Here is a 25,088-nt window from a genome sequence, read left to right as displayed (position 1 = left end):
TGGCCGGCGCCGCGGGGTCGTGGGGGCGGTGGCCGGGGTCGCGGGGGCGGTGGCCGGCGCCGCGGGATCGTGGGGTCAGGAGGGCCAGGCGCTGGCCAGCAACGCCCGGGTGTCGCCGAGCAGCTGCGGCAGGACCTTGGTCTGGCCGATCACCGGCATGAAGTTGGCGTCACCGCCCCACCGGGGCACCACGTGCTGGTGCAGGTGCGCGGCGATACCCGCACCGGCGACCCCACCCTGGTTCATCCCGAGGTTGAAGCCATGGGCACTGCTGACCTTACGGATGACGCGCATGGCGGTCTGGGTGGCGGCGGCCAGCTCCGCCGTCTCCCGGTCATCGAGGTCGGTGTAGTCGGCCACGTGCCGGTAGGGGCAGACCAGCAGGTGCCCCGGGTTGTACGGGTACAGGTTGAGCACCACGAACACGTGCTCGCCCCGCGCCACGACCAGGTTCTCCGGCTCCGACCGCCGGGGAGCGAGGCAGAAGGGGCAGCCGGTGGGCCGCTCGTATCCGCCCTCGGGCCGGTCCCCGCCGGAGATGTAGGTCATCCGATGGGGCGTCCAGAGCCGGTCCAGGCCGTCGGCCATAGCATCGCTGTTGGTGTGTTCCTCCGCCCCAGTCACAGCAGCGATCCTACGGCCCGGGTGCCCGTCACTCCTCGGCAGCCGAAGGTCCGTGGTTGGCGCGGGAGTTGACCACATCGAGGACGTGGTTGACCGCCTCGGCCGCCGGCACCCCGTTGCGTTGGGAGCCGTCCCGGTAGCGGAACGACACGGTGCCCGCCGCCACGTCGTCGTCGCCAGCGATCACCATGAACGGAATCTTCTGCTGCTGGGCGGTCCGGATCTTCTTCTGCATCCGGTCGTCACCGGCGTCGACCTGGGCCCGTACGCCGGCCGCCCGCAGCGCGGCGACGAAGCCGTCCAGGTACTCGGTGTGCTCGGTGCGGATCGGGATGCCGACCACCTGCACCGGCGCCAGCCAGGCGGGGAACGCTCCGGCGTAGTGCTCGGTGAGTACGCCGATGAAGCGCTCGATCGAGCCGAACTTCGCGCAGTGAATCATGATCGGCTGCTGCCGGCTGCCGTCGGCTGCCTGGTACTCCAGCCCGAAGCCGGCCGGCTGGTTGAAGTCGTACTGGATCGTCGACATCTGCCAGGTGCGGCCAATGGCGTCCTTGACCTGGACCGAGATCTTCGGGCCGTAGAAGGCGGCGCCCCCCAGGTCCGGCACCAGCTCGAGCCCGGTGTCCCGGGCGCACTGCTCCAGCACCGCCGTCGCCGTCGCCCAGTCCTCGGCGGAGCCGACGAACTTGTCCGGTTTGGTCTCGTCGCGGGTGGACAGCTCGAGGTAGTAGTCGGTGATGCCGAAGTCCTGCAGCAGGCCGAGCACGAAGGCCAGCAGGTGCTTGATCTCCGCGGGCGCCTGCTCCTTAGTGCAGTAGGAGTGCGAGTCATCCTGGGTAAAGCCGCGCACTCGGGTCAGCCCGTGGATGACGCCGGACTTCTCGTACCGGTAGACCGAGCCGAACTCGAACAGCCGCATCGGCAGCTCCCGGTAGGAGCGCCCGCGCGACCGGTAGATCAGGTTGTGCATCGGGCAGTTCATCGCCTTGAGGTAGTAGTCCGCCCCTTCGAACTGCATGGGCGGGAACATCCCGTCGGCGTAGTACGGCAGGTGGCCCGAGGTGTGGAAGAGGCCTTCCTTCGAAATGTGCGGGGTGCCGACGTAGTCGAAGCCCTCCTCGACGTGCCGGGACCGGACGTAGTCCTCCATCGTCCGCTTGAGCACGCCGCCCTTGGGGTGGAACACCGGCAGGCCGGAGCCGATCTCGTCGGGGAAGCTGAACAGGTCGAGGTCGGCACCGAGCTTGCGGTGGTCCCGCCGGGCGGCCTCCTCCAGCAACCGCAGGTACGCCTTCAGCTCGTCCCGCGTCGGCCAAGCGGTGCCGTACACCCGCTGCAGCTGTGGGTTCTTCTCCGAACCACGCCAGTAGGCGGCAGCCGACCGCATCAGCTTGAACGCCCCGATCAGTCGGGTGTTCGGCAGGTGCGGGCCACGGCACAGGTCCGACCAGCAAACCTTGTCCGTGTCGGCGGCGAGGTTGTCGTAGCTGGTCAGTTCCCCGCCGCCAACCTCCATCACCTGGGAGGAGTCCAGCCCGTCGCCCTTGAGCTCGATCAGCTCCAGCTTGAACGGCTCGGCCGCGAGCTCGCCGCGGGCCTCGTCCCGGTCCCGGAAGCGGCGGCGGCGGAACCGCTGACCGGATTTGATGATCTCCTGCATCCGCTTTTCCAGCTTCGTCAGGTCCGCAGGCTGGAACGGCTGGTCAACCGCGAAGTCGTAGTAGAAGCCGTTCTCGATCGGCGGGCCGATGCCCAGCTTCGCCTCGGGAAAGAGATCCTGCACGGCCTGGGCGAGCACGTGGGCCGTGGAGTGCCGCAGCACGGCCAGCCCGTCCGGGGTGTCGATGCCCACCGGCTCGACCACGGTCTCCTGTTCCGGGGTCCAGTCCAGGTCGCGAAGCTGGCCCTGCGGGTCCCGCACCACCACGACCGCGCTGCGACCGGTCATCGGCAGTCCGGCCGCCGCGACCGCGTCGGCCGCCGTCGTCCCGGCGGCCACGACGACGGGGTCGGCCACAACGGGGTTTCGGGGTGCGGACACGGTGACTCCTCAGGGCAGACGGTACGACTCGCTGCCGATGCTATCGGTCCACCCAGGGCGCACCCGTCACGGCCGGGCCGTCGGCGCTCAGGGCAACCAGTCCGGCAGCGGTTCGCGGGCGGCCAGCCACTCGGTCGGCACTCCGGCCGGGGTACCAACCCCGGTGTGTGCGGCGACGATCGCACCGGCGATCGCCGCGGTGGTGTCCACGTCCCCGCCCGCCTCGACGCAGATCCGCACGGCCGTCGGGTAGTCGTCGAGGTGACTGGCGGCGACCCAGCAGGTGAAGGGGACGGTGTCCGGCGCGGTGACCCGCGACCCGTTGCCGAGTTCGGCGACGGCCACCTCCGGGTGCCGGCCGAGCAGCCGGGCGGCCACCCGGACCCCCCGATGCACCTCGCTCGTCGGGTCCAGCGCGGCGGCCACTCCCGCGAGTAGTCGCGCTGGCTCCGGGCGGTGGCCGTCCAGCCGGCCCCGGGCGGCCAGCGACGCCGCCACCGCCACCGCGACGGCACCGGCGACGCCCTCCGGGTGGGCATGGGTCACCTCCGCCGAGGCGCGGGCCTGGGCCGCCGCGCGGCTGCTCGAGTCAGCGAAGTAGGCCCCGAGCGGCCCGACCCGCATCGCCGCGCCGTTGCCGCAGGAGCCCTGCCCCGCGAAGGCGGAGGCCGCGGCCACCGGCCATGGGGTGCCGGTGCGGATCAGCCGCAGAATGCCGACCGCCCCGGGACCGTAGCCCCGGTACGGTTCGCACCGCTCGGCGAAGGCCAGGGCGAGGGCGTCCCGGTCGATCCGCCCGGTCTCGGCGAGCGCGGCGACGACCGAGCAGGCCATCTCGGTGTCGTCGGTCCAGGCCCACGGGGACGGCGGGAGCTGGCCGGCGGCCAGGTCGGCCGGCCGGCGACCGGGGACGAAGAACTGGGAGCCGAGGGCGTCACCGACCGACAACCCGGCCAACGCGTCCCGGGCGAGCGCGAGTCTCGTGTCGGCGAAGAGGGTGAAGGACATCGTTTTACCAGCTTGCCGGTTTCACCGCGGTGCCGCAACGCGCCCACCTTGCCGGGCCGAGTACCGTCTTGGGGTGGCCACCGTGCTCCTGGTCGAAGACGATCACGTCGTCCGCGGCGCGATGCTGCGCTCCCTCACCGGCCGGGGGCACGCCGTGCATGCCGTCGGCACCGCGCTCGAAGCCCTGCGCCGGGTGGCGGCGGAGACCCCCGACCTCGTCGTACTCGACCTGGGCCTGCCCGACCTCGACGGTTCCGACGCCCTGCGGATGCTGCGGGGCATCACCGATATCCCGATCATCATCGCCACCGCCCGCGACGATGAACAGTCGGTCGTCCGGCTGCTGCGCGCCGGTGCGGACGACTACATGGTCAAGCCATTCACCGGCGCACACCTGGACGCCCGGATCACGACCGTGCTGCGGCGGGCCGGTCGGGCCAGCCGGACGGTCCAGCCCGCGGTGCACGAGGTCGGCGGCCTCCGCATCGACGTCGGCGAACGCAGCGCCGAGCTGGACGGGGAGCCGTTGGCGCTGACCCGCAAGGAGTTCGACCTGCTGGCGTACCTGGCGGCACGACCGGGCCGGGTAGTGTCGCGCCGGGAACTCTTGGAGGAGGTATGGCGACAACCGTCGGTCGGCGAGGACCAGACCATCGACGTTCACCTCTACTGGCTACGCCGCAAGATGGGCGAGACCGCGGCGAAGCCGCGCTACCTGCGCACCGTGCGGGGGGTGGGCCTCCGGCTGGTAGTACCCGGCTGAGGTGGTCACTGGCCCTGACCGTGGTGGGTGTGTGCACGCTCACGGCCCTCGCGTTCGTGGTGCTGTCGGCCACCGGTCTCGGCGAGGGGAGCCCGTGGTGGCTTCCGGTCGGCGTGGGGGTGACGCTGGTCGCTACCGCGGTGTTGGCGGTTGATCGGGTAGCGGCGCGCACCGTGCACGCGGCCCGAGACCTGACGGAGGGAGCGCTGGCCCTCGGCGCGGGCGACCTCAACGTCCGGGTGGAGCCGAGCGGCCCAGGAGAGTTGGTTGCGGCCGGGTACGCGTTCAACCGGATGGCCGAGCACCTGGTCGCCACTCGCGCGGACGAGCGGGAACTGGTGGCCGACCTATCCCACCGGCTACGCACGCCGCTGACCGCGCTTCGGTTGGACGCCGAGGCGCTGGACCCGGACGACACCAGCATCGGAATCTTCAGCGAGGCGGAGCTGGATCGTCGGCGTGGAATCCGGCGGATCCGGCAGGCGATCGCCACCCTGGAGGACGAGGTCGACCAGTTGATCAAGACGACCCGTAAGGCGGCCACGCAGGAGACCGCGCCGGGCAGCTGCGATGTCAGCGAGGTGGTCCGGGAACGGATGCGGTTCTGGTCCGCGCTCGCCGGCGACCAGAACCGGCCGTTCCGGGTCACCGGTGCGCAGCTGCGCATTCCGGCGCCGGTGCCACGGGCGGAGCTGGCCGCCGCGCTGGACGCGGTGATCGGCAACGTGTTCCGGTACACGCCCCAGGGAACGGCGTTCGAGGTGGCGGTCTCCCGGCGGGACGGATACGTCGCCATCCGGATCGACGATGCCGGGCTGGGGGTCGCAGACCCGGACCGGGCGCTGCGCCGGGGTGCCAGCGACCGTGGCTCGACCGGGCTCGGCCTGGACATCGCGAAGCGGGTCGCGGTGCAGGCCAACGGCTCGGTCAGCATCGACCGCGCCCAGCTGGGCGGGGCGAGCGTGGTGATGCTGCTGGCCGACCCGGAGGCGGCGCCGCGGCAGGTCAGCCGGTTCGGCCTGGTGGGCCGGAGGGCCCGGGAGGCCCGCGACCACGCCGACGGCGGCCGGCGCTGGAACCGCCACCGCCCGGCTGATCGCTGAGCTACCCAAGCTGTGCCGGCGCCTAAGTTCTCCTTAGATCCCGCTTAACACCGGCGCTACGCCGACATCAGCCTGCCATGATCAGGAGGCAAACCCACCACTTCGCCGGCCCGCCGCCCAGGCAGCCTCGGCCGGTGAAGCCGTGCGCGCGGCGGGAACCCGTTCCCCCCTCCTCCCCGCCGCGCGCACCCCGCTCAGGACGCGGTTGCCAGGTAGGCGTCGATCTCCCCGGCGATCCGCTGCTTGCTCGCGGGGTCGAGGAAGGACGCGGTCACCGCGTTGCCGGCCAGCGCGGCTACGCCCGGTGGACCGAGGTCGAGCAGCCGGGCGGCCACCGCGTACTCGTCGTTGAGGGTGGTGCCGAACATCGGCGGGTCATCGGAGTTGATCGTGACCAACAGCCCGGCCTCGACCAGCCGGGGCAACGGGTGCTCCTCGATGCGGGCCACCGCGCGGGTGCGGACGTTGGAGGTCGGACACACCTCCAGGGCAAGCTGCCGCTCGGCCAGGAACTCCAGCAATTCCGGGTCCTCGACCGCCGAGATGCCGTGCCCGAGCCGTTCGGCGCCCAGGTCGCGCAGCGCGTCCCAGACGGTCCGCGCCCCGGTGGTCTCCCCCGCGTGCGGCACCGACCGAAGGCCGGCCGCGCGGGCCTGATCGAAGTATGGCTTGAACTGGGGTCGGGGTACACCGACCTCCGGTCCACCCAACCCGAAACTGATCAGACCATCGGGACGCTCGTCCAGGCTGATCCGCAGGGTCTCCTCGGCCGCCGGCAGACCGGCTTCCCCCGGGATGTCGAAGCACCAGCGCAGCTCGATGCCGAAGTCGGCCGCCGCCCGCTTGCGGGCGTCCTCGATCGCCTCGCAGAACGCCGGCGCGGGAATGCCCCGGCGCACGTGCGAGTACGGGGTGACGGTCAACTCCGCGTAGCGGACCTGCTGACGGGCCAGCTCCCGGGCCACCTCGTGGGTGAGCAGCCAGACATCCTCCTGATCCCGGATCAGGTCCACCACGCTCAGGTAGATCTCAACGAAGTGGGCGAAGTCGCGGAAGGCGAAGTAGTCGGCGAGGGCCGCCGGGTCGGCCGGGACCGGGCTGCGCCCCTCGTGCCGGGCGGCCAACTCGGCGACGATCCGGGGCGAGGCGGAGCCAACGTGGTGCACGTGCAACTCAACCTTGGGCAGGCCGGCGATAAAGGTGGACAGGTCGGTCACAGGTTCTCCTCCACGCGGGCGGCGGTACGGGCAACGAAAAAGACGCGGCGGAACGGAAAGTACACCTGGCCCTGCTGCACCGGGTACGCCTCGGCGAGCCGTACGCTCAGTTCCCTGCGAAAGTCGGCCCAGCCGGTGGGGTCGAGCGCGGCGCGCACCGGACGCAGCGCGGTCCCCTCCATCCAGCTCAGCACCGGATGGTCGGCGTCAGCCGGAGCCGGAAGCAGGTGCACGTAGCTAGTCTCCCAAGCGTCCACCGCGGACCCCGCGGCGGCCAGCAGCCGGGCGTAGCCGACCGCGTCGTCCACGGGCGCGGCGCGCAGCAGCGGGCCGAGCACCGTACGCCAGGCCGGGCGGTTGGCCACCGTCCGCAGTGCCCGGTGCGACGGCGCGTCGAAGTTGCCCGGCACCTGCACGGCGAGGACGGCGCCGGCCGGCAGTTCCCGAGCCCAGCGGGTGAGCAGGTCCCGGTGCTCGGGCACCCACTGGAGCAGTGAGTTGCTGATGACCACGTCCTGGTCCCGGCCGGGGCGCCAGTGTCGGACGTCGGCGACGGCGAACTCCACCGGACTGTCCAACGAGGCGGCCCGCTCGATCATCTCCGGTGCGGCGTCGATGCCGGTGACCCGGCTGCCGGGCCAGCGTTCGGCGAGGATCGTGGTCTGTGTGCCGGGCCCGCAGCCGAGGTCGACCACCGCACGGGGCCGGGTGGTCGGCACCCGGGCGAGCAGGTCGTGAAACGGCCGGGCCCGTTCGTCGCCGTAGCGCAGGTACGTTGTCGGATCCCACATAACCCCTCCAGACCGTACGTACGTCTTGTTGAAATGTGGCCCACCGGAGTCCGGACCAGCCCGAATCACTAGGCTCACCTCATGGAGCAGCGCACCCTTTCCCGGCTGAACCGCGCCGTCAGCGTGGTCGGCCTCGGCACCTGGCAGCTCGGAGCCGACCAGGGCACCGTCTACAACGACCTGGTCCGGCCGCAGGTGCACGACCGGTGGTGAACGGGACGGGCGCCCCCGGCGGGCGAGAACGCGAATTCGTGCTGCGGGGCTGGCTGGCGCTGGCACTCGGGCTGCTGGCCGTGGTGCTCGGCGCCCTCTGGACCGTGCAGGGGCTGGGATACATCGCGGGCAGCGTGATGACCGACGTGCGGCTCTGGGCCTTCGCCGGTCCGGCGCTCGCGCTCGCCGGGCTGGTCTCGCTCTGGCTCGGCCTCCGCACCCGCCGCCGCTGAACCCAACCGACCCGAAAACGACGAGGCCCCGCATCCCGGGAAGGGATGCGGGGCTCGTGTCGATCCGGGCGAGCCGGATCAGCCACTGACCGACGGTCCGCCGGTCAACGTAGCTCAGAGGGGGCGGACCTGCTCGGCCTGCGGACCCTTCTGACCCTGGGCGATCTCGAACTCCACCCGCTGGTTCTCCTCCAGCGTGCGGTAGCCGCTGGACTGGATGGCCGAGAAGTGGACGAACACGTCAGCACCCCCGCCGTCGACGGTGATGAAGCCGAAGCCCTTGTCAGCGTTGAACCACTTCACGGTTCCCTGCGCCATGTGTATCTCCTTCTAAAACTGGCGGCCGTGCACGCCGTGCGGCCGGTTGGCCGTTTTCGAGCAGCGGCGCCTGAGGCGGCCCCCCTGAAGGAGACTTCTCTCAACCCACGCCATCTCGTCAACAGCGTGGAACAGCAAACCACGTACGCAAAAACTCTGCACAGCCTACCGGACGAAATTCTCTGACATGTGACCTGTCGGCTGCCTAAGATCGGCCCGGCCGACCCCCCGCAAACCAACGAAAAGGCCCCACGTCACCCGAATTCGGCGAGGGATCCAGCTCACAGAGCCGAGGTCACTTCGGCCAGTTGCCGGTCACCCGGCGCATCCCCACCGCTCCGCCCCGGTCCACCGCCGCCCGGACAACCGCGAATATCGCCCCCTGCAACGCCGCCGCAGCCAGGATCTCGCCCCAACCGCGGTCCTCGTCGGTGGCGCTCGGCGCCGCGCCAGCACCCGCCACCTTCCACACCTGCTCGAAGATGGCACCCGCCGCGGCACCGGCGGCGAAACCCAACAGAATGCCGACCGGCTTGTACGCGGCCTTCCCCAACCCTCTACTCACCGACGCCTCCCCCTGACGATCATCAGTACGGCGACGGCGACCGCCGCGCCCGCAGCCAACACGGTGAACGGCACCGGGCTGCCGTGGACCCGTTCACCGCGCGGCCGGGCCCGCCCGCGCACCCGCGCCGCCGCCGCGGTCGCCTGCTCCCGCATCCGCCCCTTCGCCTGCTCGGTCGAGGAACGCAGCCGCTTCTTCACATCAGCCTTGGCGGCCAGCGCCTCCATCGTCTCGCTGAGCTCGACCCGGGTCCGCCGGATCTCCTCGCGGAGCGCCTCAGTGTCCCCGCGGGCCCGCCCATTACCCGTCATGCCGGTCTCCCGTCCTGCGCTGCGGCCTTCCCATCCTTCATCGCTGCGGTGACGGTATCGACATCCGCCCGGACGCTGCGCACCGTGCTCGCCGGCACCGGCGGGACCGCCTGACTGACCTGTTTCTTACCCACCAGGGCGAGGACCCCGGCGGCGACGAAGAGCACCACCGCGACGATCAAAGCCGCCACCCAGGCGGGCAAAACCAGGGCGAGCAGCAGAATCACGGTCGCCACGAGCGCACCGAGCCCGTACAGCGCCAGCATCCCGGCGCCACCGAAGAGGCCGACGCCGATCCCGGCGTGCTTCCCCTTCTGGGCCAGCTCCGCCCGGGCCAACGCCAACTCGTCGCGGACCAGCCGGGAGACCTGCTCGGTGGCCCGCTGCACCAGTTCGGCGGTGGACGGCTCGCTCCCGGCCTGGGTTGGACGGGCATTCGCCACGTCAGCCATGCTGTCCTCCTCTCCTCATCACCGCGCTTCATGCCTCCGGGGAGCCGTCCGTCGACCATCGCCCGAGCCACACCACCCGGCGCAGGTCAGGGGTCGCGCAGCAGGTCCCCCCAAAACGCCGTTCCAAACGTTCCGCACTCGGCCCAACGTCCCCCGCCCGACCACGTCACGCTAACCCGTCCGGCCAAGCCGGCGCAGCCGACGGTCGTGGCGGATGCCCGTCGCGGGCCGCCCTCCGGCAAGACAAGCCCGCAGCACGAAAGCGACCAGCGAGAGGGCGGAGGCGACCAGCGGCGGGGCGGAGGCGACCAGCGAGGGGACGGAGGCGACCAGCGGGGCGGAGGCGATCAGCGGCGGGAGTCGGCCGGCTCGTCCGGGCCGACGAAGGCCTCGCTGCGGGCGGCGCCATCCTCGCTGCCGCCGAAGATCCGGGCATCGTCGGAACCGGCACCGTCGGCGAGCCGGCCGGCCGGCGACGGGCGACGGGGCGCATCCCACTGCCACGGCTGGCCACCCCCGGTGTCACCGACCTCGGCCCGCATTCGGGGCATCGCGGTCGGCCGCTGCTTCCACACCCAGGCAACCAGGTGCTCACGGACCAGACAGCGCAGGTCCCAGAGGTTGCCGGCGTTCGCCGCGCTGACCAACGCGCGCACTTTGATCATGCCGCCGGTCGCGTCGGTCACCTGCAACGCGCAGACCCGGCCATCCCACAGTTCGTTGCCCTCCGCCAGCCGACGCAGCTCCTCCCGCATCGCCTGCACCGAGATCGACCAATCGACATCGAACTCGGCGGTGCCGAGCACCGCGGCCTCGCTCCGGGTCCAGTTCTGGAACGGCTGGCTGGTGAAGTACGACGTGGGCAGGATCAACCGCCGGTCGTCCCAGATTCGCAACACCACGTAGCTGAGGGTCAGCTCCTCGATCCGACCCCACTCCCCGTCCACGACCACCACGTCGCCGAGGCGTACGGCGTCGCTGAAGGCGAGCTGGAGACCGGCGAAGACGTTGCCCAGCAGACTCTGCGCGGCCAACGCCGCCACCACACCCACCAGACCAGCGCTGGTCAGCACGCCGGCACCGACCCCACGGACGGCGGGGAAGGTCATCAGCATCACGCCGAGCGCCAGGAAGACCACCACCGCGATGGTCAACCGGCGCAGGAGCACCACCTGGGTACGGATCCGACGGTGCCGGTTGTCCGCCACCTCGGCCTGGAACCGGGCGAGTGCGGTGTCCTCGAGCACCACCAGCAACGCGGCGACCAGCCAGGCGGTGGCGGCGATCACCCCGAGCACCAGGATGTGCAGGAGGGCCTCGAGCCAGCCGGTTTCCTCCAAGTTGCGGGTGGTGAACCGCACGGCGAACTGCACGGCGAGGATGGTCGCCGCCACCTGGAACGCGCGGTGCGCGTGCTGGGCCAGCCCGGTCAACAGCAGCGAACGCTGGCCGAGCCGCCGGAATATCCGGTGCGTGACGCCGACCACTAACAGGGCGCCCGCCGCGGCGGCAACCGCGGCGATGATCGTCCCGAGGTAGCTCTGCACGGTCTCTCCTCCTCACCGCCGAACGTCGGGACGCCCGGCGAAGGCCCAATGGTGCCGTTGATCGGCCGGGCCGACCAGTTCCGACCTTCTGGTCACGGCAGCGGAGGAGACAGAAGGCACCGAAGGGGGGTGCCGGAGTGACGACGCTGACAGCACCTGCCCGGGAGCTACCGTACGCCACGCCGGCGGCAGTAGCCCCGGAGACGCCGTCCCGGAGCGGGTGAAAAGTCCGCCCCGGGACGAGGGAACTCAGCCCTGCGCCACCTGGATAGCGACCTGGTCGGCGGTGACGTTCTCCAACGTGACCGAGAGCCCGCCGACCTCGGCGGCTGGCTGCCCGGTGGTGAGGGTGAGCTGCTCGCCGGCGACCTCGACGGTCACCTCGTCGTCCTGGGCACCAATCAACTTGGCCTCGACCCCGAGGATGCTGGCCTCGGCGTTGGTCTCGCGGTCGAAGGTAACTGTGCAGCCGTCCAGCCCACAGTCGGTGGAGACTCCCTCGGCGGAGCCGCAGCCGGCCAACACGGCGGCGCCGAGGGCCAGGCCGACGAGGAGGCCGGCGGTGCGACGGGGGGTTTTCGGGGGGAGGGAAGCGCATCGGTTCGTCACGGCCCAAGGGTACGAGACGGTCGCTGTACCGGCTCTCCGCCGTTTTCGGTGGCGCGGGTTAGGGTCCGCTCATGCCGTTCGACATCGCCCGCATTCGGGCCGCATATCCCGCCCTGGCACAGGGGCACGTCCACTTCGACGGTGCCGGCGGCACCCAGACCGCCGCGCCGGTGATCGCCGCGGTGACCGAGACGATGGGTACGGCACTGGGCAACCGCAGCGGCGGCAACCTTCCCGGCCGCCGCTCGCTGGAGCTGGTGGCCGCCGCCCGTACGGCCGTGGCCGACCTGCTCGGCACGGACCCGGAGGGGGTGGTGCTGGGCCCGAGCGCGACCGCGCTCACCTACACCCTGGCCCGCGCCCTCGCCTCAACCTGGCGGCCGGCCGACGAGGTGGTGGTGTCCCGACTCGACCACGACGCCAACGTCCGGCCGTGGATCCAGGCAGCCGAGGCGGCGGGCGCCACCGTACGGTGGGCGGAGTTCGATCCGCACAGCGGCGAGCTGCCGGCCGGCCAGTACCCCGATCTGGTCAACGAGCGGACCCGGTTGGTGGCGGTCACCGCCGCCAGCAACGCGATCGGCACGATGCCCGACGTGGTGGCGATCGCCAAGGCAGCGCACGCCGTCGGAGCGCTGGTCTGCGTGGACGGTGTGCACTCGGTGCCGCACGGTCCGACCGACCGCACCGCGTTGGGCGCTGACTTCCTGGTCACCAGCGCCTACAAGTGGTCCGGCCCGCACGTGGCCGCGGTGGCGGCGGATCCGGCGTGCTGGGAGCGCCTGCACCCGGCGAAGCTGCGCCCCTCCGCCGACTCCGTACCTGATCGATTCGAGTACGGCACGCCCAGTTTTCCGCTGCTGGCCGGCACTGCCGTCGCCGTGGACCACCTCGCCGGGCTGGACCCGACGGCCACTGGGAGCCGACGGGAGCGGCTGCGGAGCAGCCTGAGCGCGGCCCGGGCGTACGAGGAGGGGCTGTTGGACCGGCTGCTCGACGGTCTCGCCAACCTGCCCGCGGTCACCGTGCTCGGCTCGCCGGCCCGGCGCTGCCCCACGGTCTCCTTCCGGCTGGCCGGCCGGTCTCCGGCGGAGACCCAGGCGGCGCTCGGCGCGGCGGGGTTCTGCCTCTCCGCCGGTGACTACTACGCCTACGAGTACTTCCAGACGTTGGGGCTGCGGGACAGCGGCGGAGCGGTACGCGTCAGCCTGTACCACTACAACACCGTTACCGAAGTGGATCGGCTCCTCGAGGAGGTGGCGAGGCTCTCCCCCAGCCGCTGACACGCCTCGGCCCGCGATCAGCCGATCCCGTGCCGAACAGCCCATCCCGGCCCGCGATCAGTCGACCCCGGTCAGGAGCTCCGCCGCGGCCCGACTGCCGGCGCGGGTCGCACCGTGGGTGGCGACATGCACCGCCCCGGTGACCAGTTCGGGTAGGCCCAGCTCGACGACGACGGCATCCGGTCGGTCGGCCAGGGCGCGCGTCACGGCCGTCCGCATCCAGGGGTGCCGGTGCAGGTCACGCACGACGAGGACAAGGTGGCGGCCACCGGCTGCGGCGGTGAGGTCCGGGGGCACCTCGGCCTCGGCGTACCGGACGGCGGTGGTGCCCGGCAGCAACGCTGCCAGGGGGGCGGCGACGCCCCACGGTGTCTCGGTGCCGATCGCGAGGTTGCGGGGCGGCGCGAACTCGACCACGTGGGCCGGGCCGGCCAGCGGCAGCGCGCCCAGCCCGGCACGTTCCGTGGTGACCCGGACGGCCCGGCGGGCGGCGGCGAACCCCACCGCCGAACCGCTGCCGGCCGCCGGGCGGGCGGTCCGGCCGGCCTGACGGGCGGCGGTGGTGGCGGCGAGTTGGTCGACCCGCTTGGCCGCCTCGATGAGGCGTTCCTCGGGCAGTTCGCCCGCCGCGACGGCGGCCACGATCGCGTCCCGCAGCCGCCGAGCCGCATCCTCGTCCGCGTGCTCGCCACCGACGCAGATGGCGTCGGCCCCGGCGGCCAGGGCCCGGACCGCGGCGCCGGTGAGGCCGTACCGGTCGGCGACCGCGCGCATCTCCACCGCGTCGGTCACCACGACTCCGGCGAAGCCCAACTCGTCCCGAAGCAGGTCGGTGAGGATCCGGCGGCTCAGGGTGGCCGGTAGGTCTGGGTCCAGCGCGGGCATGAGCAGGTGACCGGCCATGACGGCCTGCACGCCAGCGGAGAGCGCGGCACGAAACGGGGTCAGCTCCACCGCGTCCAACCGACGCCGGTCGCCGACGATCCGGGGCAGGCCGTGATGGGAGTCGACCCGGGTGTCACCGTGCCCGGGGAAGTGTTTGGCGCAGGCCGCGACGCCGCCGGCCTGTAGGCCCCGCACCCAGGCGGCGGTGTGTCGGGCGGTGAGGTCCGGATCGGCACCGAAGGACCGGACTCCGATCACCGGGTTGTCCGGATTGGAGTTGACATCGGCGTCCGGCGCGTAGTTCAGGGTGATCCCCAGCGCCGCCAGCTCCGCGCCGAGGTCGTATGCCACCTCCTCGGTCAGCAGCGGATCGTCAATCACGCCGAGGGCCAGATTGCCCGGGCGGGAGCTGCCGAGACCCGACTCGATCCGGGTCACGTCACCGGCTTCCTCGTCGATGGCGACGATGACGTCCGGCCGCTCCGCGCGCAGCGTCGCGGTCAGCGCGGCGACCTGCTCCGGGTCGGCCACGTTGCGGGCGAAGAGCACCACCGCGCCGAGCCCTTCCCCCAGCCAACGACGCACCCAGGACGGGGCGGTGGTACCGACGAAGCCCGGCTGAAGGACGGTGGCGGCCAGGGACGCCAGGTGGGCCCCACGGGTGCTCACACCGCCGCCTCGGGCCGCTCGACGAACCAGTCGGTCATGTCTCTCCCCCGTCTCTGCGCCCGGCGGCAACGCTCTGCCATGGTCACATCACCCAAATAAATAGTCAATAAACCTAACAGTTGCTGGGCGGCGACCGGCCCGGGAGAGTTCAGGGATGGACTCCGAACTTCTGGCCGAGGCGACCGGCCCGGCCGACGTCCCCGGTGTACGCCTCCTCGGCGTGGTGGTGGGCGCCCTGCTGCTGTTCGCCGCGATCCGAGCGATGTTCCGCCGCTGAGCCCGACCCGCTTCACCACCGGCCGCCCGCCGCCGCGGCCCGGGTTGGCTGACCCGCCTCGGGGACAACCGCCGTCGGTCAGGTTTCGGCCAGCAGTTCGAGGACCCCCCGCTCGGCATCCTCGCGGGGCATCCACCGACCGACCGGCGCCAGCACCCCGTCGTGGTAGAGGTCCACGACCCGGGGGTCGACGTAGGACGTACGGGCCACCGTCGGCGTGTTCCCCAGCAACCCCGCCACCTCACGCATGACCGCGGCCACCGCGCGGCGGCGAGCGGTGGCCGACCGCTCTCCGCCAGCAGCGGCCAGCCCGGTGGCCGCCAGGACGGTGGCGTGCCAGGTCCGGAAATCCTTCGCGGTCATCTCACCACCGCTGGCCACCCGCAGATACCCGTTGACATCGTCTCGGCGCACGTCCCGCCAGTGCCGGCCGTCCCAGTAGCCGAAGAGCCGAGCCGCAGCGCGGCGGCGCCGCCGCAGGTTGGCCAGCACCTGACACAGCACCGGGTCCTCAATCCACCGAACCTGCTCGACTCCGCCCTTCGCCGGAAACTCGAGGACCATGCAGCCACGGCGGGCGTGGGCGTGCTCCGGACGCAGGGTGGACACCCCGAACGTCGGATCGTCGCCGGCCGCATACCGCTCGCTGCCCACCCGGAAGGCACCCAGATCCAACAGCCGAGCGACCGTGGCCAGTACCCGATCTCGGTTCAGTCCCCGGCCGTCGAGGTCCGCCGCGATACGCTCGCGCAACCGGGGCAACCGCCGGGCCACCTCGAGCACGTGGTCAAATTTCGCCTCATCCCGCTTGCGCCGCCACTCCGGGTGGTACAGATACTGTCGGCGACCAGCCGCGTCAACTCCGGTGGCCTGGATGTGCCCGTTCGGATGCGGCGAGATCCACACGTCCTGCCAGGCCGGCGGGATGACAAGGTCACGCAGGCGGGCCAGCCGATCCGGATCACGGACCGGCTCGCCGGCCGGATCGCAGAACCCCCAGCCCCGGCCCCGCCGGTGGCGCCGGTAGCCGGGCCGGCCCGGGTCGCTACGCCGCAGTCGCACCGGTCGTCCGCACCGTCCGGTCCACCTCGGCCACGGCGGCCAGCACCTGGTCAACGTTGATCGCCGCCAACGTCGGATGGGGCCCCGAACCGTCCCGCTCCGAACCTTCCCCGCCGCCGTCCGCCCCGAGGCTCCGATGCCACGTCCGTTCGGGTGGTGGCCCCCAGTGGGCCGACGAGTGGGGGCCGAAGAGGACCACCGAGGGAGTGCCGTAGGCGGTGGCGAGGTGGGCGATGCCGGTGTCGCCGCTGACCAGCAGGCGGGCGTGCGCGACCAGGCCGGCAAGGTCACGCAGGTCGGTACGGCCGGCTCGTACGGTGTGCCCGGGCAGCCCGGCGAGCTGCGCGACCCGGCGGGCGAGGGGGCGCTCGGTGGCGTCGCCGGTGATGACGATCTCATGGCCGGCGCCGGCGAGCTGGCGGCCGAGGGCCGCGAACCGCTCCACCGGCCAGCGTTTGCCCGGGATCTTCGAGCCCGGATGCAGCACAGTCACCCCAGTCGGGGTCTGGCCCGGTGCTGGCCGGCACAGACCCAGGTCTGTCGGGTCGGTCGGCACACCGTGCCAGGCCAGGAGGCGGCACCACCGGCGTACCTCGTGTTCGTCGGCCCGCCAGGAGGGGCCGTCGTGGTGCCCGGCGGCCCGGTTGGCGAAGGCGAACAGCCGGCGGGGGCGGGTACCGACCAGCAGGCGGTGTGACTCGGGCCCACGGCCGTGCAGATTGACCGCCAGGTCGGGGGCGGGGCCACGCCAGCGCAGGTGAGACAGATCGGCGGTGTCGACCAGTTCGTCAATACCGCCGATCAGCTCGACCAGTGGGGCCAACCAGCGCGGGGCGAGCAGGATCAGGCTTTTGTCGGGGTAGCGGACCCGCAGGGCACGCAGGGCCGGCACGGCGGTGGCGAGGTCGCCGAGGCCCAACGCGCGAAGGATCAAGATCACGGGTAGGAGGACTCCTGTTCGGCGCAGACCACCAACTCCCGGACAGCGCAGCCAGCGGGTTGGGTCAGGGCAAACATGACGGCGGCGGCGGAGTCCGCGGGATCGTTGAGGATCGCGTCCGGCCCGGGTCGGTACTGCGGGTCGCGGTCGTCGAAGAAGGCGGTGCGCATGCCGCCGGGGATGAGCAGGGTCACACCGACCCGGCCGGCGAGCTCGGCGGCGAGGGAGCGGGTGAACCCGACCACCCCGAACTTCGCCGCGCAGTACGCCGTCGCGTCACTGACCGCCTTGACCCCCAGCGTCGAGGCGACGGTGACGATCCGGCCCCGGGACTTTTCGAGGAACGGCAGTGCCGCCCGGACGACGGCGGCGGTGGCGAGCAGGTCCACCGTGACGATCCGGTCCCAGACCTCCCCCGGCAGATCGGTCAGCCGACCCGGTACATCCATTCCGGCCGCCGTCACCACGGCGTCCAGGCCGCCGTGGTCCGCGGCGAATTCTCGGGTGGCGGCCTCGGCCGCCCGGGTGTCGGCCAGATCGCAGGCCGCCCACGGCACCCCCTCCGCCGGGGGCTGCCGGTCCAGCACCAGCGGTCGCCCACCCGCCTCGGCCACCGCCGAGACCACCGCCGCGCCCAGCCCGCTCGACCCGCCGGTCACCAGGACCGTGTACCCGGCGTTCATCGGATTCCCGCCGATCGGTGCGGCCGGGTCGCCGCCGCGGGTGGTGGGTCTCCCCGCAGCACCGCGGTTGCCGCCGAGGTGGTGGTGCTGGTGCCACCCCGCCGATGCGCAGCCGCGATCATGTCGGTGGTCGAGCGCCCATCCAGGTACGGCACCACCACGGTGTGCCCGCCCCACCGCCGCACCAGCTCCGCCTCCGGCAGCACCGGTTCGCCACCACCGGTGGCGTAGTCGCCCCCCTTGACCCAGATATCCGGCCGGAGCCAGGTCAGGGCCGCCTGCGGAGTCGGATCGTCAAAGACCATGACCGCATCGACGCAGCTCAAGGCGGCGAGGAGGCGGCTCCGGTCCCCCTGCGGCATCACCGGCCGGTGCGGACCCTTCAACGCCGCGACGCTGGCATCGGAGTTGAGGCAGACCACCAGGCAGTCGCCGAGTTGACGGGCGGCCTGCAGGGTCGCCACATGCCCCGCGTGCAGCAGGTCAAAGCAGCCGCCGGTCGCGACGACGGTGCCGCCGGCGGCGCGGACCTCGGCGACGACGGTGGCGGCAGCCGCCACACCGACCCGCTCGGCCGGGACCCCCGGCACCACTGATGGCAACGGCCCCACCGGTGGCGGCAGCATGCTCGCCACTCCCCCACCCGCCACGTACCCACAGGCCTCGGCGACCGCCTCCTGCACCGCCTCGGAGACCAACGCACCGCGGGCCAGGGCGAGGGCGGCGGTGGCCGCGAACCGATCCCCCGCACCACAGGTGTCACCGTCCGCTGTGGAGACCGCGGGCACGATCAGCGGCGTCGGCCCGGCGTGGCAGAGCAGCGCCCCCTCCCCGCCCATCGTCACCGCGACGGCCCGCGCCCGCCACCGCTGCCGCAACTCCAGTGCCCCCCGCGAGGCGGTCACCAGCCGAGTCTCGCCCGGCGGTACCTTCGCCAGCTCGCGCGCCTCGGACTCGTTGGGCGTGACCAGGTGCACCCCGGGCACCGCTGCCGGCCCCCGGGGATGCGGGTCCCACACCACCGGTGCCTGGGTGCCGGCCAACGCCGCCCGCAGTGCCGGCTGCCCGGCCACTCCGCGGCCGTAGTCGCTGACCAGCACGGTGCCCGCCCCGGCGATGACCCGCAGCACCGCCTCCGCCGGCGGGCCGGGCTCACCGACGGCACCGCCGCGGTCATGGCGCAGCAGGACCCGGCCCTGCGACCGCAACCGGACCTTCTCCGGGGTCCCGCCGGCCAACCCGAGGGCATACACTCCGACGCCGGCCGCGGCGAGGAGTGAGCTGAGCCGGGCGGCACCGGCATCGTCGGCCAGGGCGGTTACCAGGACGACCTCGGTGTCCGGCGCCGCCGCCGCGAACATCGCGGCCAGACCGGCACCACCCGGCCGGTCCGTGGACGCGGTCTCGTCGAGCACCGGCACCGGCGAGTCCGGACAGAGCCGGTTCACCGCCCCCTCCACGTCCCGGTCGAGCAGGGTGTCGCCGACCACCACTAGGGGTCCCCTCACACCTACCTCCTCATCCCCTCGACCTGCTGCCCGTCCTCCGGGACCACCTCAACCCCGGTCCGTACCGGCCCGGTGGTCGGTAGGTCGGCCGGCACCTCGGCCTCCAGGCCGGTCAACGGCACCCCCACCACCGGCGGCCCCGCCACCGGCACCTCCGCCACCGGCGGCCCCGTCGGCGTACCCGCGGTGGCGGCCAGGACCACCGGCAGCGCCTGCTCGGCGTACTCGCAGAGCAGGTGACTGGTGACCAGGTGCAGTTCCTGGACGATCTGCCCGTCCGGCGCGGGAACGGCGAGGGTCTCGTGGCAGAGACCGGCCAGCGGATTGGGAGCGGGGCCGGTCAGCGCCCAGCAGCGCAGGCCCACCTGGTGGCCGGCCCGCGCGGCCTGGAGGAGGTTCTGACTCCGGCCGCTGGTGGACAGCAGCAGGAGAATGTCACCGGGGCGACCGTGGGCGTGCACCTGACGGGCGAAGACCTGGTCGTAGCCGTAGTCATTGCCGATGGCGGTGAAGGCGCTGGTCTCCGCGTGCAGGGCGATGGCGGAAAAGGGCTGGCGGTCGGCGCGGAGCTTGCCGACGAGTTCGGCGGTGAGGTGTTGCGCCTCGGCGGCGCTACCGCCGTTGCCGGCCACCAGCAGCCGTCCACCGCCAGCGAGGGTACGGGCTAGTTCGGCTCCCCAGGCGGGGAGTCGCTGGGCGGCCCGCCGATACGAGGGCAGCGCGGCGGCGAGGCCCGTCAGGTGCTCCTCCAGCAGCGACCGGGGCGGTGTCATCCGGCCACGACCCGGGTCGCCCGGCCGACAGCCGCCACGTCTCCGTAGACGTCCACCAGCCGCTCCGCCGTGGCCGCCCACGCGTAGCGCTCCCGAGCCCGATCCAGCGCCGCCGCCGCGTACCCGAACCGACGGATCCGGTCGTCGAGCAGTCGCTGGATCGCGGCACCGAGCGCCCGGGGGTCCCGGGCGGGTACGAGGTCACCGGTCACCCCATCCACCACCGTGTCCCGGATTCCCCCGACCGCGGTCCCCACCACCGGCACGCCGCACGCCATCGCCTCGAGCGGGGTCAGCCCGAACGGCTCGTACCACGGCGCGGCCACCAGTAGGTCCGCGGACCGGTACCAGTGGCCCATCTCCTCCCGGGGCACCGCGCCGGCCAGCCGGACCCGGTCGGCCACCCCGCAGCTGTGGGCTAGGGCGCGGAGCCGGCCTGCGTACGGGTCGGCTTCGAGGAGCCCGGCCGGCGGGCCGCCGACCACCACGCACTCCGCCTCCGGTACGTGGGCCATCGCCCGGACCACGGTCTGGAAGCCCTTCCGCTCGACCAGCCGCCCCACGGTCAGAATGCGGGGGCGGCCGTCGTCGCGTGCGGCGGCCGGCCCCAGCGGGGCGAAGGTACGGAGGTTGACTCCGGAGGGGACGACCGTCATCCGCGACCGGGGCACCCCCATCCGCACCAACTCGCCGACCTCGTCCTGGCACTGGGCGATCACCCGGTCCACCGCGCGGCCGAGTTGCCGCTCGTACCCGATGCGGCGGGCCGGGCTGGTGTCCTGTACGCCCTGGTACCGCCGCTTCACCACGCCGAGCGCGTGGTACGTCTGCACCACCGGCACCCCGGTCCTACGGCCGGCGGCGAGCGCGGCGAGGCCGCTCATCCAGAAGTGCGCGTGGACCACCTCCGGGGTCCACCGATCGCCACGCCACCGTTCGGTCAGCCAGTGGCTGAACTCCGACATGTGGGGCAGCAGGGCGTCCTTGGCCAGCGGCTCGGCCGGGCCGGCCGGGACGTGGACCACCTCGTACCCGTCCGGGCAGCGAACCGTTCCCGGCAGGTCAACGGCGTCCCAGCGGGTGTAGACCCGGACCTCGTGGCCGGCCGCGGCGAGCGCCGCGGAGAGCTCGGCGACGTGCGTGTTCTGGCCGCCGGCGTCCTCCCCGCCGAGGACCGCGAGCGGGCTGGCGTGTTCCGAGATCATCGCGATCCGCATACTTCCTCCTCCAGCAGCCGGTCCCAGTCGGTGAGGAAACGGTCCAGGCCGTACCGGTCCCGGGCGGCGCGCCGGGCGACAGCCCCCGCCCGGCGGGCGCCCGCCGGGTCCGCCAGCAACTGACCGGTGGCGGTGAGCAGGTCGTCAACCCGGGTGGCGAGGGCGCCGGCCCCGGGCGGCACCGCCATCACGGCCTCGGTGGCGGCGAGCGCGACGACCGGCATTCCGATCGTCATCGCCTCGATCAGACTCAGCCCGAGCGAGGTCCAGCGGCACAGGTGCAGGTATGCCCGCCGCCGCGCCAACTCGGCGTGCATCCGCGCCTGGGGCAGGTCGTCGTGGCTGGTCAGGCGGTCGGGGGGCAGTCCCAGCCGGTCGGCGAGCCCGGCCACCTTGAGGCCGAACACGTCCAGCGGGGCGAGCTCGGCGAACCGGGGCAGCAGGTCGGTACCGGTGACCCGCCACCGGCGAACCGGTTCGTTGATCACCACTGCTAGCCGTTCCAGCTCGCCGCTGTAGTCGACCCTCGGTGGTACGACCCCGTGGTCCACCACGGTCGTTCGGGTGCCGCCGGTGTCCCAGTAAAGCTGGTTAAAGGCGGTCACGTGGGCGATCAGCAGGTCGGCACGGTCCGCCATCGGGTGTCGGCTGTTCGGCACCGCGCCGTCCTTCGGGGTGTTGTGCTCGACGTAGATCGCGGGGATATCGCGGCCCGGCCGACGGCCCAGCCACTCGGTGGCCAGGGCCTCTTCCTCGGGGCGTTGCAGGAGGACCAGATCCACCTCGGCGGTGGCCAACTCCGCCGGGGTGATCTCGACCGCGTTCTCCGGCCACGGGTAGGTACGGGCCCGACCGCGACCGTCCGGACCGCGGTCGGGGGTGACCGGCACCAGGTAGCGGTGCTTGCCGTGGACGAACGACGTCGTCCAGGAGCCGTGCACGTGCCAGAGCAGGATGTTCATCGGCCGCTCCGGGCCAGGGCGGTAGCCCCCGCCGACCTCGGCGGTCGGGACGGCGCCACGCCGAGCAGGGTCAGTGCGGTCAGCACCTCCTCGGGCCGGATTCGGCTCAGGCACGGGTGGTCCGGCACCGGGCAGGTGGCGGCGCGGGTGCCACGGCAGGCGGCGTCCGGATCACCGAGCCGAACGGTCGGCACCCGCCACGGCCCCCACTGACCGAACGGGACGGTCGGGGCGAAGAGGCTGACCACCGGGACGCCGTACGCGGCGGCGAGGTGGGCCGGACCGGTATTGCCGACGATCACCGCGGCGGCACCGGCGACGGTCCCGGCCAGCTCGGCCAGCTCGGTCCCGCCGCCGAGGTCAACGGCGAGCCCGCCGGCCACCCGGGCGGTCAGCGCCACCTCGTCCGGACCGCCGGTGACCACGACCCGGTGGCCCGCATCGACCAGCGTCCGGACCAGCTCCACCGCCAGGTCCGGCGGCAGCCCCCGGGACTGTGCCGCCGAGCCGGGGTGTAGCACCAGGTAGCCCGGTGCGCCCGCCCGCGCGGGCGGCGGCGGTACGGGCCGCAGCCGCAGGACCGGTTCGTCGTCGGGCGGTAGGGGGTATCCGGCGGCGGCGGCGAGCGAGAGCGCGCGTTCGGGCTCGGGGACGCCGACCGGGACACGGTGGCGGAGGTCGAGCAGGCTCCCGGGGTAGTCGTCGCTGATCGCGCTGATGCGCTCCACGCCGACGGTCCGCAGCAGCAGCGCCAGGGGGAGGGGAGACTGGTGGTAGCTGGTGAAGATGATCGCCTCATCGGCGTTGACGGCGCCGAGGGTGGCGGTGAGCGCGGCGATGTCCGGCCCGGTGACCGGTGCGGGCACCGGATCGATCCAGGGCAGTTGGTGCACGATGACGGTGTCCACGCCGGGTAGGAGTTCGGCGGCGGCGCGACCGCGCGGTCCGCACAGCAGGACGACTCGGTGCGCGTGGGCGGCGACAGCCCGAATACCCGGACCGGTTAGGACGACGTCACCAGCCGAGTCGGAGCGCACGACAAGAACGGTTCCGGTGCCTCCGGTGGACCGTATCGGTCGGGCCCGCCCCGCAGTGCCCAGGGGCGACGCGGATCCCACCGGGAGCAGGGGCGACGCGGAGCCACCAGCGGCCAGGGGTGGCGGGGCCGCCGACACGGCGGTGGGCCGGTGGGGGGCCGGGGCGATCGCGGTCTGCCGACGAAGAATCTCGGCTACCGCGGTCGGCAGGTCCGCGGCGACCCACGGGGCGGCGCTCGTCTCGGCGGGTCGGGTCAGCGGCGTGGGCACCAACACCGCTTGGGCGCCGGCAGCCAGGGCAGCGGTGACATCGCGGCCGATGTCACCGATCAGAACGCACCGCCGCGGTGTGGTGCCGAGCCGGCGGGCGGCGGAGTGGACCAGTTTGGGCGCGGGTTTGCGGCAGTCGCACCGGTCCGCATCGTCGTGCGGGCAGATCAGCCAGGCGTCGAACGGGCCGAGCAGCTGCTCGACCCGGGCGTGCACGGCCCGCAGTTGCGCCCTGGTGAACAGCCCTTTGGCCAGCCCGGACTGGTTCGTCACCACCGCCAGCCGCAAGCCCGCCGCGCGGAGCGCATCCAGCGCCGCCCGCGCCCCCGGCATCGGCCGTACCCGCTCCGGGTCCCCGTTGTACGGCACGTCCTCGATGAGGGTGCCATCCCGGTCCAGCAGCACCGCGTCAAAGAGACGGGGAACCCCACCAACCCGGCCGGAGCGGGCTGCTACCCGGGCCGACCTACGCTGATCCGGCTCCACCTGTGGCACGGCCGGCGGGTTCCCGGGGCCCCGGGGAGTAAACCTCGGTGCCGACGCCCCGCCCCGGGGACGCGATGACCGAAGGCGGTCTCGGCCCCGTAGGCGGTCTCGGCCGGCGCTCTCGACTTACCCGCCGCCCGCGAGAAGCTAACCCGGCCACCGGCCGCCCATCCCGCTTGACGAACCCCACAGGGTCCCACGCGCCGTTTCGGCGTACCCCCGGCGTTCGCGCAGAATGTGCCCGAATGCCCGCATAGCAAGGCCTTTCACTAACCAAGCGTGTCCTCCGGGCAACGCTGGGCGTTAACAGACAACGTGGGCCGGGCCAAGGCCAGGGAGCAGTCACACGACGTACCGGGGCACTGGCTACCCTCGCAGGGAGCCAAGCCCGCGAAACAAGGATTTCCGACATGAGTGAACCCGTGCAGTTGCCGTCGCCCTGGCGGGACGTGCGCCTGACCGTGGTAGTGCCGACCTACAACGAGGTGGGCAACCTTCCGGCGCTGGTGGAACAGTTACTCGCGCTGCCCTTGCCGGGGTTGAAGGTCCTCGTGGCCGACGACAACTCGCCGGACGGCACCGGGGAGGTCGCGGACAAGTTGGCCCTCGAGCACCCGGGCCGGATCGAGGTCGTCCACCGGGCCGGCAAGGAGGGCCTGGGCCGGGCGTACGTGGACGGCATCGGGCGGGCCCTCGACGACGGCGCCGAGTTCGTGGCGCAGATGGACGCCGACCTGTCCCACCCACCAGACGCGCTGCCGGGCATGCTGGGCGCGCTGCTGTCCACCCAGGCTGGTGTGGTGATCGGGTCTCGCTACGTGCCGGGTGGCGAGCTGGACGAGAACTGGCCGCTCTACCGGCGGGCGCTGAGCGGTTGGGCGAACCTGTACGTACACACCCTGCTGCGGGTACGGATCCGAGACCTCACCGCCGGTTTCAAGATCTGGCGGGCCGACGCGCTGCGCGACATCGGCCTGGAGCGGGTGCAGTCCAATGGGTACAGCTTCCAGGTGGAGATGCACTACCTGGCCACGAAGCTGGGGCACACGATCCTGGAGGTGCCGATCCGGTTCGAGGAGCGGCGAGACGGCGCCTCGAAGATGACCACCGCAACCAAGATTGAAAGTGCCCTGATGCCGTTCCGCCTGCGCAGCAAGCACCGCAACGTCGAACGCTGAGCTGCCCCGAGTCGAACGCTGAGCTATCCGCCGGGACGGCGTCGCGGCCACCTCCGGTAG

General features: G+C 72.6%; 27 protein-coding genes. 7 read left to right on the top strand and 20 right to left on the bottom strand.

From position 1 onward, the window contains the following. Window positions 1-75: 75 nt before the first annotated feature. The 3 genes from SALPAC2_RS0101810 to SALPAC2_RS0101800 all read right to left on the bottom strand — a co-directional run bounded on the left by SALPAC2_RS0101810 (window position 76) and on the right by SALPAC2_RS0101800 (window position 3,676). Window positions 76-588 carry an HIT family protein gene (locus SALPAC2_RS0101810; RefSeq protein ID WP_018214924.1) on the bottom strand — a complete coding sequence of 171 codons (513 nt, stop codon included), beginning with the start codon at window positions 586-588 and terminating at the stop codon, window positions 76-78. A 64-nt stretch (window positions 589-652) separates the two neighbouring features. Further along, entirely contained in the window at window positions 653-2,668 is a 2,016-nt protein-coding gene (gene thrS / locus SALPAC2_RS0101805) for a threonine--tRNA ligase (RefSeq protein WP_026184309.1), read from the bottom strand. An 87-nt stretch (window positions 2,669-2,755) separates the two neighbouring features. After that, complete coding sequence (locus SALPAC2_RS0101800) at window positions 2,756-3,676, bottom strand: ADP-ribosylglycohydrolase family protein (protein ID WP_018214922.1); 921 nt, start codon at window positions 3,674-3,676, stop codon at window positions 2,756-2,758. Between the two features lie 73 nt (window positions 3,677-3,749). Here SALPAC2_RS0101800 and SALPAC2_RS0101795 point away from each other — a divergent pair, with 73 nt between their 5' ends. Together SALPAC2_RS0101795 and SALPAC2_RS0101790 are read left to right on the top strand one after the other, a co-directional pair. After that, complete coding sequence (locus SALPAC2_RS0101795; RefSeq protein WP_018214921.1) at window positions 3,750-4,439, top strand: response regulator transcription factor; 690 nt, start codon at window positions 3,750-3,752, stop codon at window positions 4,437-4,439. 29 nt (window positions 4,440-4,468) lie between these two features. Beyond that, window positions 4,469-5,542, top strand: a complete 1,074-nt coding sequence (locus tag SALPAC2_RS0101790; RefSeq protein WP_026184308.1) for a HAMP domain-containing sensor histidine kinase — start codon at window positions 4,469-4,471, stop codon at window positions 5,540-5,542. A gap of 194 nt (window positions 5,543-5,736) precedes the next feature. Here the strand turns inward: SALPAC2_RS0101790 and SALPAC2_RS0101785 are convergent, their stop codons facing one another. Continuing rightward, on the bottom strand, window positions 5,737-6,759 hold the full coding sequence (locus SALPAC2_RS0101785) for an adenosine deaminase (protein WP_018214919.1): 1,023 nt from the start codon (window positions 6,757-6,759) through the stop codon (window positions 5,737-5,739). Further along, window positions 6,756-7,550, bottom strand: a complete 795-nt coding sequence (locus tag SALPAC2_RS0101780; RefSeq protein ID WP_018214918.1) for a trans-aconitate 2-methyltransferase — start codon at window positions 7,548-7,550, stop codon at window positions 6,756-6,758. The genes SALPAC2_RS0101785 and SALPAC2_RS0101780 overlap by 4 nt, the downstream gene beginning before the upstream one ends. An 81-nt stretch (window positions 7,551-7,631) precedes the next feature. Between SALPAC2_RS0101780 and SALPAC2_RS28135 the strand changes: the two genes are divergently transcribed. Both SALPAC2_RS28135 and SALPAC2_RS0101770 read left to right on the top strand, forming a co-directional pair. Beyond that, a complete protein-coding gene (locus SALPAC2_RS28135; protein WP_018214917.1) occupies window positions 7,632-7,763 on the top strand; it encodes a hypothetical protein in 132 nt (43 codons plus the stop codon). Beyond that, the gene (locus SALPAC2_RS0101770; RefSeq protein ID WP_018214916.1) at window positions 7,757-7,996 is read left to right on the top strand and encodes a hypothetical protein; all 240 of its coding nucleotides are present in this window, start codon (window positions 7,757-7,759) and stop codon (window positions 7,994-7,996) included. The genes SALPAC2_RS28135 and SALPAC2_RS0101770 overlap by 7 nt, the downstream gene beginning before the upstream one ends. A 114-nt stretch (window positions 7,997-8,110) precedes the next feature. On the opposite strand, the gene SALPAC2_RS0101765 is transcribed toward SALPAC2_RS0101770, so the two are convergent. The 6 genes from SALPAC2_RS0101765 to SALPAC2_RS0101740 form a co-directional block, all read right to left on the bottom strand. Then, on the bottom strand, window positions 8,111-8,314 hold the full coding sequence (locus tag SALPAC2_RS0101765; protein ID WP_013732668.1) for a cold-shock protein: 204 nt from the start codon (window positions 8,312-8,314) through the stop codon (window positions 8,111-8,113). A gap of 295 nt (window positions 8,315-8,609) precedes the next feature. Beyond that, window positions 8,610-8,879, bottom strand: a complete 270-nt coding sequence (locus SALPAC2_RS0101760) for a DUF4235 domain-containing protein (protein WP_026184307.1) — start codon at window positions 8,877-8,879, stop codon at window positions 8,610-8,612. Next, window positions 8,876-9,190 carry a DUF3618 domain-containing protein gene (locus SALPAC2_RS0101755; protein ID WP_018214914.1) on the bottom strand — a complete coding sequence of 105 codons (315 nt, stop codon included), beginning with the start codon at window positions 9,188-9,190 and terminating at the stop codon, window positions 8,876-8,878. The genes SALPAC2_RS0101760 and SALPAC2_RS0101755 overlap by 4 nt, the downstream gene beginning before the upstream one ends. After that, window positions 9,187-9,642, bottom strand: coding sequence for a phage holin family protein (locus tag SALPAC2_RS0101750; protein ID WP_018214913.1), 456 nt, complete (start codon window positions 9,640-9,642; stop codon window positions 9,187-9,189). The genes SALPAC2_RS0101755 and SALPAC2_RS0101750 overlap by 4 nt, the downstream gene beginning before the upstream one ends. A 347-nt stretch (window positions 9,643-9,989) precedes the next feature. Further along, window positions 9,990-11,189 (bottom strand): mechanosensitive ion channel family protein, encoded by a 1,200-nt coding sequence (locus tag SALPAC2_RS0101745; protein ID WP_018214912.1) that lies wholly within the window; start codon window positions 11,187-11,189, stop codon window positions 9,990-9,992. Between the two features lie 249 nt (window positions 11,190-11,438). Beyond that, window positions 11,439-11,798: a hypothetical protein gene (locus SALPAC2_RS0101740; protein ID WP_018214911.1), complete on the bottom strand. Its 360-nt coding sequence runs from the start codon at window positions 11,796-11,798 to the stop codon at window positions 11,439-11,441. Window positions 11,799-11,869: 71 nt separating this feature from the next. Between SALPAC2_RS0101740 and SALPAC2_RS0101735 the strand changes: the two genes are divergently transcribed. Next, entirely contained in the window at window positions 11,870-13,081 is a 1,212-nt protein-coding gene (locus tag SALPAC2_RS0101735) for a cysteine desulfurase-like protein (RefSeq protein ID WP_018214910.1), read from the top strand. Window positions 13,082-13,138: 57 nt separating this feature from the next. On the opposite strand, the gene SALPAC2_RS0101730 is transcribed toward SALPAC2_RS0101735, so the two are convergent. After that, window positions 13,139-14,635: a glycoside hydrolase family 3 protein gene (locus SALPAC2_RS0101730; RefSeq protein WP_018214909.1), complete on the bottom strand. Its 1,497-nt coding sequence runs from the start codon at window positions 14,633-14,635 to the stop codon at window positions 13,139-13,141. 154 nt (window positions 14,636-14,789) lie between these two features. Between SALPAC2_RS0101730 and SALPAC2_RS28130 the strand changes: the two genes are divergently transcribed. Continuing rightward, the gene (locus SALPAC2_RS28130) at window positions 14,790-14,912 is read left to right on the top strand and encodes a hypothetical protein (RefSeq protein WP_018214908.1); all 123 of its coding nucleotides are present in this window, start codon (window positions 14,790-14,792) and stop codon (window positions 14,910-14,912) included. A gap of 78 nt (window positions 14,913-14,990) precedes the next feature. Here the strand turns inward: SALPAC2_RS28130 and SALPAC2_RS0101720 are convergent, their stop codons facing one another. The 8 genes from SALPAC2_RS0101720 to SALPAC2_RS0101685 are packed head-to-tail and all read right to left on the bottom strand — an operon-like array spanning window position 14,991 to window position 23,859. After that, window positions 14,991-15,974, bottom strand: coding sequence for a DNA topoisomerase IB (locus SALPAC2_RS0101720; RefSeq protein ID WP_018214907.1), 984 nt, complete (start codon window positions 15,972-15,974; stop codon window positions 14,991-14,993). After that, window positions 15,958-16,914, bottom strand: coding sequence for a glycosyltransferase family 9 protein (locus SALPAC2_RS0101715; RefSeq protein ID WP_018214906.1), 957 nt, complete (start codon window positions 16,912-16,914; stop codon window positions 15,958-15,960). Before SALPAC2_RS0101715 ends, SALPAC2_RS0101720 begins: the two co-directional genes overlap by 17 nt. Continuing rightward, a complete protein-coding gene (locus SALPAC2_RS0101710) occupies window positions 16,911-17,597 on the bottom strand; it encodes an SDR family oxidoreductase (protein ID WP_018214905.1) in 687 nt (228 codons plus the stop codon). The genes SALPAC2_RS0101715 and SALPAC2_RS0101710 overlap by 4 nt, the downstream gene beginning before the upstream one ends. After that, window positions 17,594-19,105, bottom strand: coding sequence for a PfkB family carbohydrate kinase (locus SALPAC2_RS0101705; protein ID WP_026184306.1), 1,512 nt, complete (start codon window positions 19,103-19,105; stop codon window positions 17,594-17,596). The genes SALPAC2_RS0101710 and SALPAC2_RS0101705 overlap by 4 nt, the downstream gene beginning before the upstream one ends. 2 nt (window positions 19,106-19,107) lie before the next feature. Next, window positions 19,108-19,878 carry a D-sedoheptulose-7-phosphate isomerase gene (locus SALPAC2_RS0101700; RefSeq protein WP_018214903.1) on the bottom strand — a complete coding sequence of 257 codons (771 nt, stop codon included), beginning with the start codon at window positions 19,876-19,878 and terminating at the stop codon, window positions 19,108-19,110. Beyond that, complete coding sequence (locus SALPAC2_RS0101695; protein ID WP_018214902.1) at window positions 19,875-21,095, bottom strand: glycosyltransferase; 1,221 nt, start codon at window positions 21,093-21,095, stop codon at window positions 19,875-19,877. Before SALPAC2_RS0101695 ends, SALPAC2_RS0101700 begins: the two co-directional genes overlap by 4 nt. Next, complete coding sequence (locus SALPAC2_RS0101690; RefSeq protein WP_018214901.1) at window positions 21,080-22,057, bottom strand: glycosyltransferase; 978 nt, start codon at window positions 22,055-22,057, stop codon at window positions 21,080-21,082. The genes SALPAC2_RS0101695 and SALPAC2_RS0101690 overlap by 16 nt, the downstream gene beginning before the upstream one ends. Next, window positions 22,054-23,859, bottom strand: a complete 1,806-nt coding sequence (locus tag SALPAC2_RS0101685) for an HAD-IIIA family hydrolase (protein ID WP_026184305.1) — start codon at window positions 23,857-23,859, stop codon at window positions 22,054-22,056. The genes SALPAC2_RS0101690 and SALPAC2_RS0101685 overlap by 4 nt, the downstream gene beginning before the upstream one ends. 401 nt (window positions 23,860-24,260) lie before the next feature. On the opposite strand from SALPAC2_RS0101685, the gene SALPAC2_RS0101680 reads away from it, so the two are divergent. Then, window positions 24,261-25,028, top strand: a complete 768-nt coding sequence (locus tag SALPAC2_RS0101680) for a polyprenol monophosphomannose synthase (RefSeq protein ID WP_018214899.1) — start codon at window positions 24,261-24,263, stop codon at window positions 25,026-25,028. Window positions 25,029-25,088 lie beyond the last annotated feature (60 nt).

The sequence above is a fragment of the Salinispora vitiensis genome (genome assembly GCF_000378825.1).
GTDB lineage: Bacteria > Actinomycetota > Actinomycetes > Mycobacteriales > Micromonosporaceae > Micromonospora > Micromonospora vitiensis.
The sequence above is the reverse complement of the archived record's forward strand: the minus strand, read 5'-3'. Positions and strand labels throughout refer to the sequence as shown.

Excerpts from the sequence above, each read along its gene's own strand:
- SALPAC2_RS0101810 (WP_018214924.1), bottom strand. The coding sequence starts at position 588 with ATGGCCGACGGCCTGGACCGGCTCTGGACGCCCCATCGGATGACCTAC.
- SALPAC2_RS0101800 (WP_018214922.1), bottom strand. The coding sequence starts at position 3,676 with ATGTCCTTCACCCTCTTCGCCGACACGAGACTCGCGCTCGCCCGGGAC.
- SALPAC2_RS0101780 (WP_018214918.1), bottom strand. The coding sequence starts at position 7,550 with ATGTGGGATCCGACAACGTACCTGCGCTACGGCGACGAACGGGCCCGG.
- SALPAC2_RS28135 (WP_018214917.1), top strand. The coding sequence starts at position 7,632 with ATGGAGCAGCGCACCCTTTCCCGGCTGAACCGCGCCGTCAGCGTGGTC.
- SALPAC2_RS0101765 (WP_013732668.1), bottom strand. The coding sequence starts at position 8,314 with ATGGCGCAGGGAACCGTGAAGTGGTTCAACGCTGACAAGGGCTTCGGC.
- SALPAC2_RS0101755 (WP_018214914.1), bottom strand. The coding sequence starts at position 9,190 with ATGACGGGTAATGGGCGGGCCCGCGGGGACACTGAGGCGCTCCGCGAG.
- SALPAC2_RS0101750 (WP_018214913.1), bottom strand. The coding sequence starts at position 9,642 with ATGGCTGACGTGGCGAATGCCCGTCCAACCCAGGCCGGGAGCGAGCCG.
- SALPAC2_RS0101735 (WP_018214910.1), top strand. The coding sequence starts at position 11,870 with ATGCCGTTCGACATCGCCCGCATTCGGGCCGCATATCCCGCCCTGGCA.
- SALPAC2_RS28130 (WP_018214908.1), top strand. The coding sequence starts at position 14,790 with ATGGACTCCGAACTTCTGGCCGAGGCGACCGGCCCGGCCGACGTCCCC.
- SALPAC2_RS0101710 (WP_018214905.1), bottom strand. The coding sequence starts at position 17,597 with ATGAACGCCGGGTACACGGTCCTGGTGACCGGCGGGTCGAGCGGGCTG.
- SALPAC2_RS0101700 (WP_018214903.1), bottom strand. The coding sequence starts at position 19,878 with ATGACACCGCCCCGGTCGCTGCTGGAGGAGCACCTGACGGGCCTCGCC.
- SALPAC2_RS0101695 (WP_018214902.1), bottom strand. The coding sequence starts at position 21,095 with ATGCGGATCGCGATGATCTCGGAACACGCCAGCCCGCTCGCGGTCCTC.
- SALPAC2_RS0101690 (WP_018214901.1), bottom strand. The coding sequence starts at position 22,057 with ATGAACATCCTGCTCTGGCACGTGCACGGCTCCTGGACGACGTCGTTC.
- SALPAC2_RS0101680 (WP_018214899.1), top strand. The coding sequence starts at position 24,261 with ATGAGTGAACCCGTGCAGTTGCCGTCGCCCTGGCGGGACGTGCGCCTG.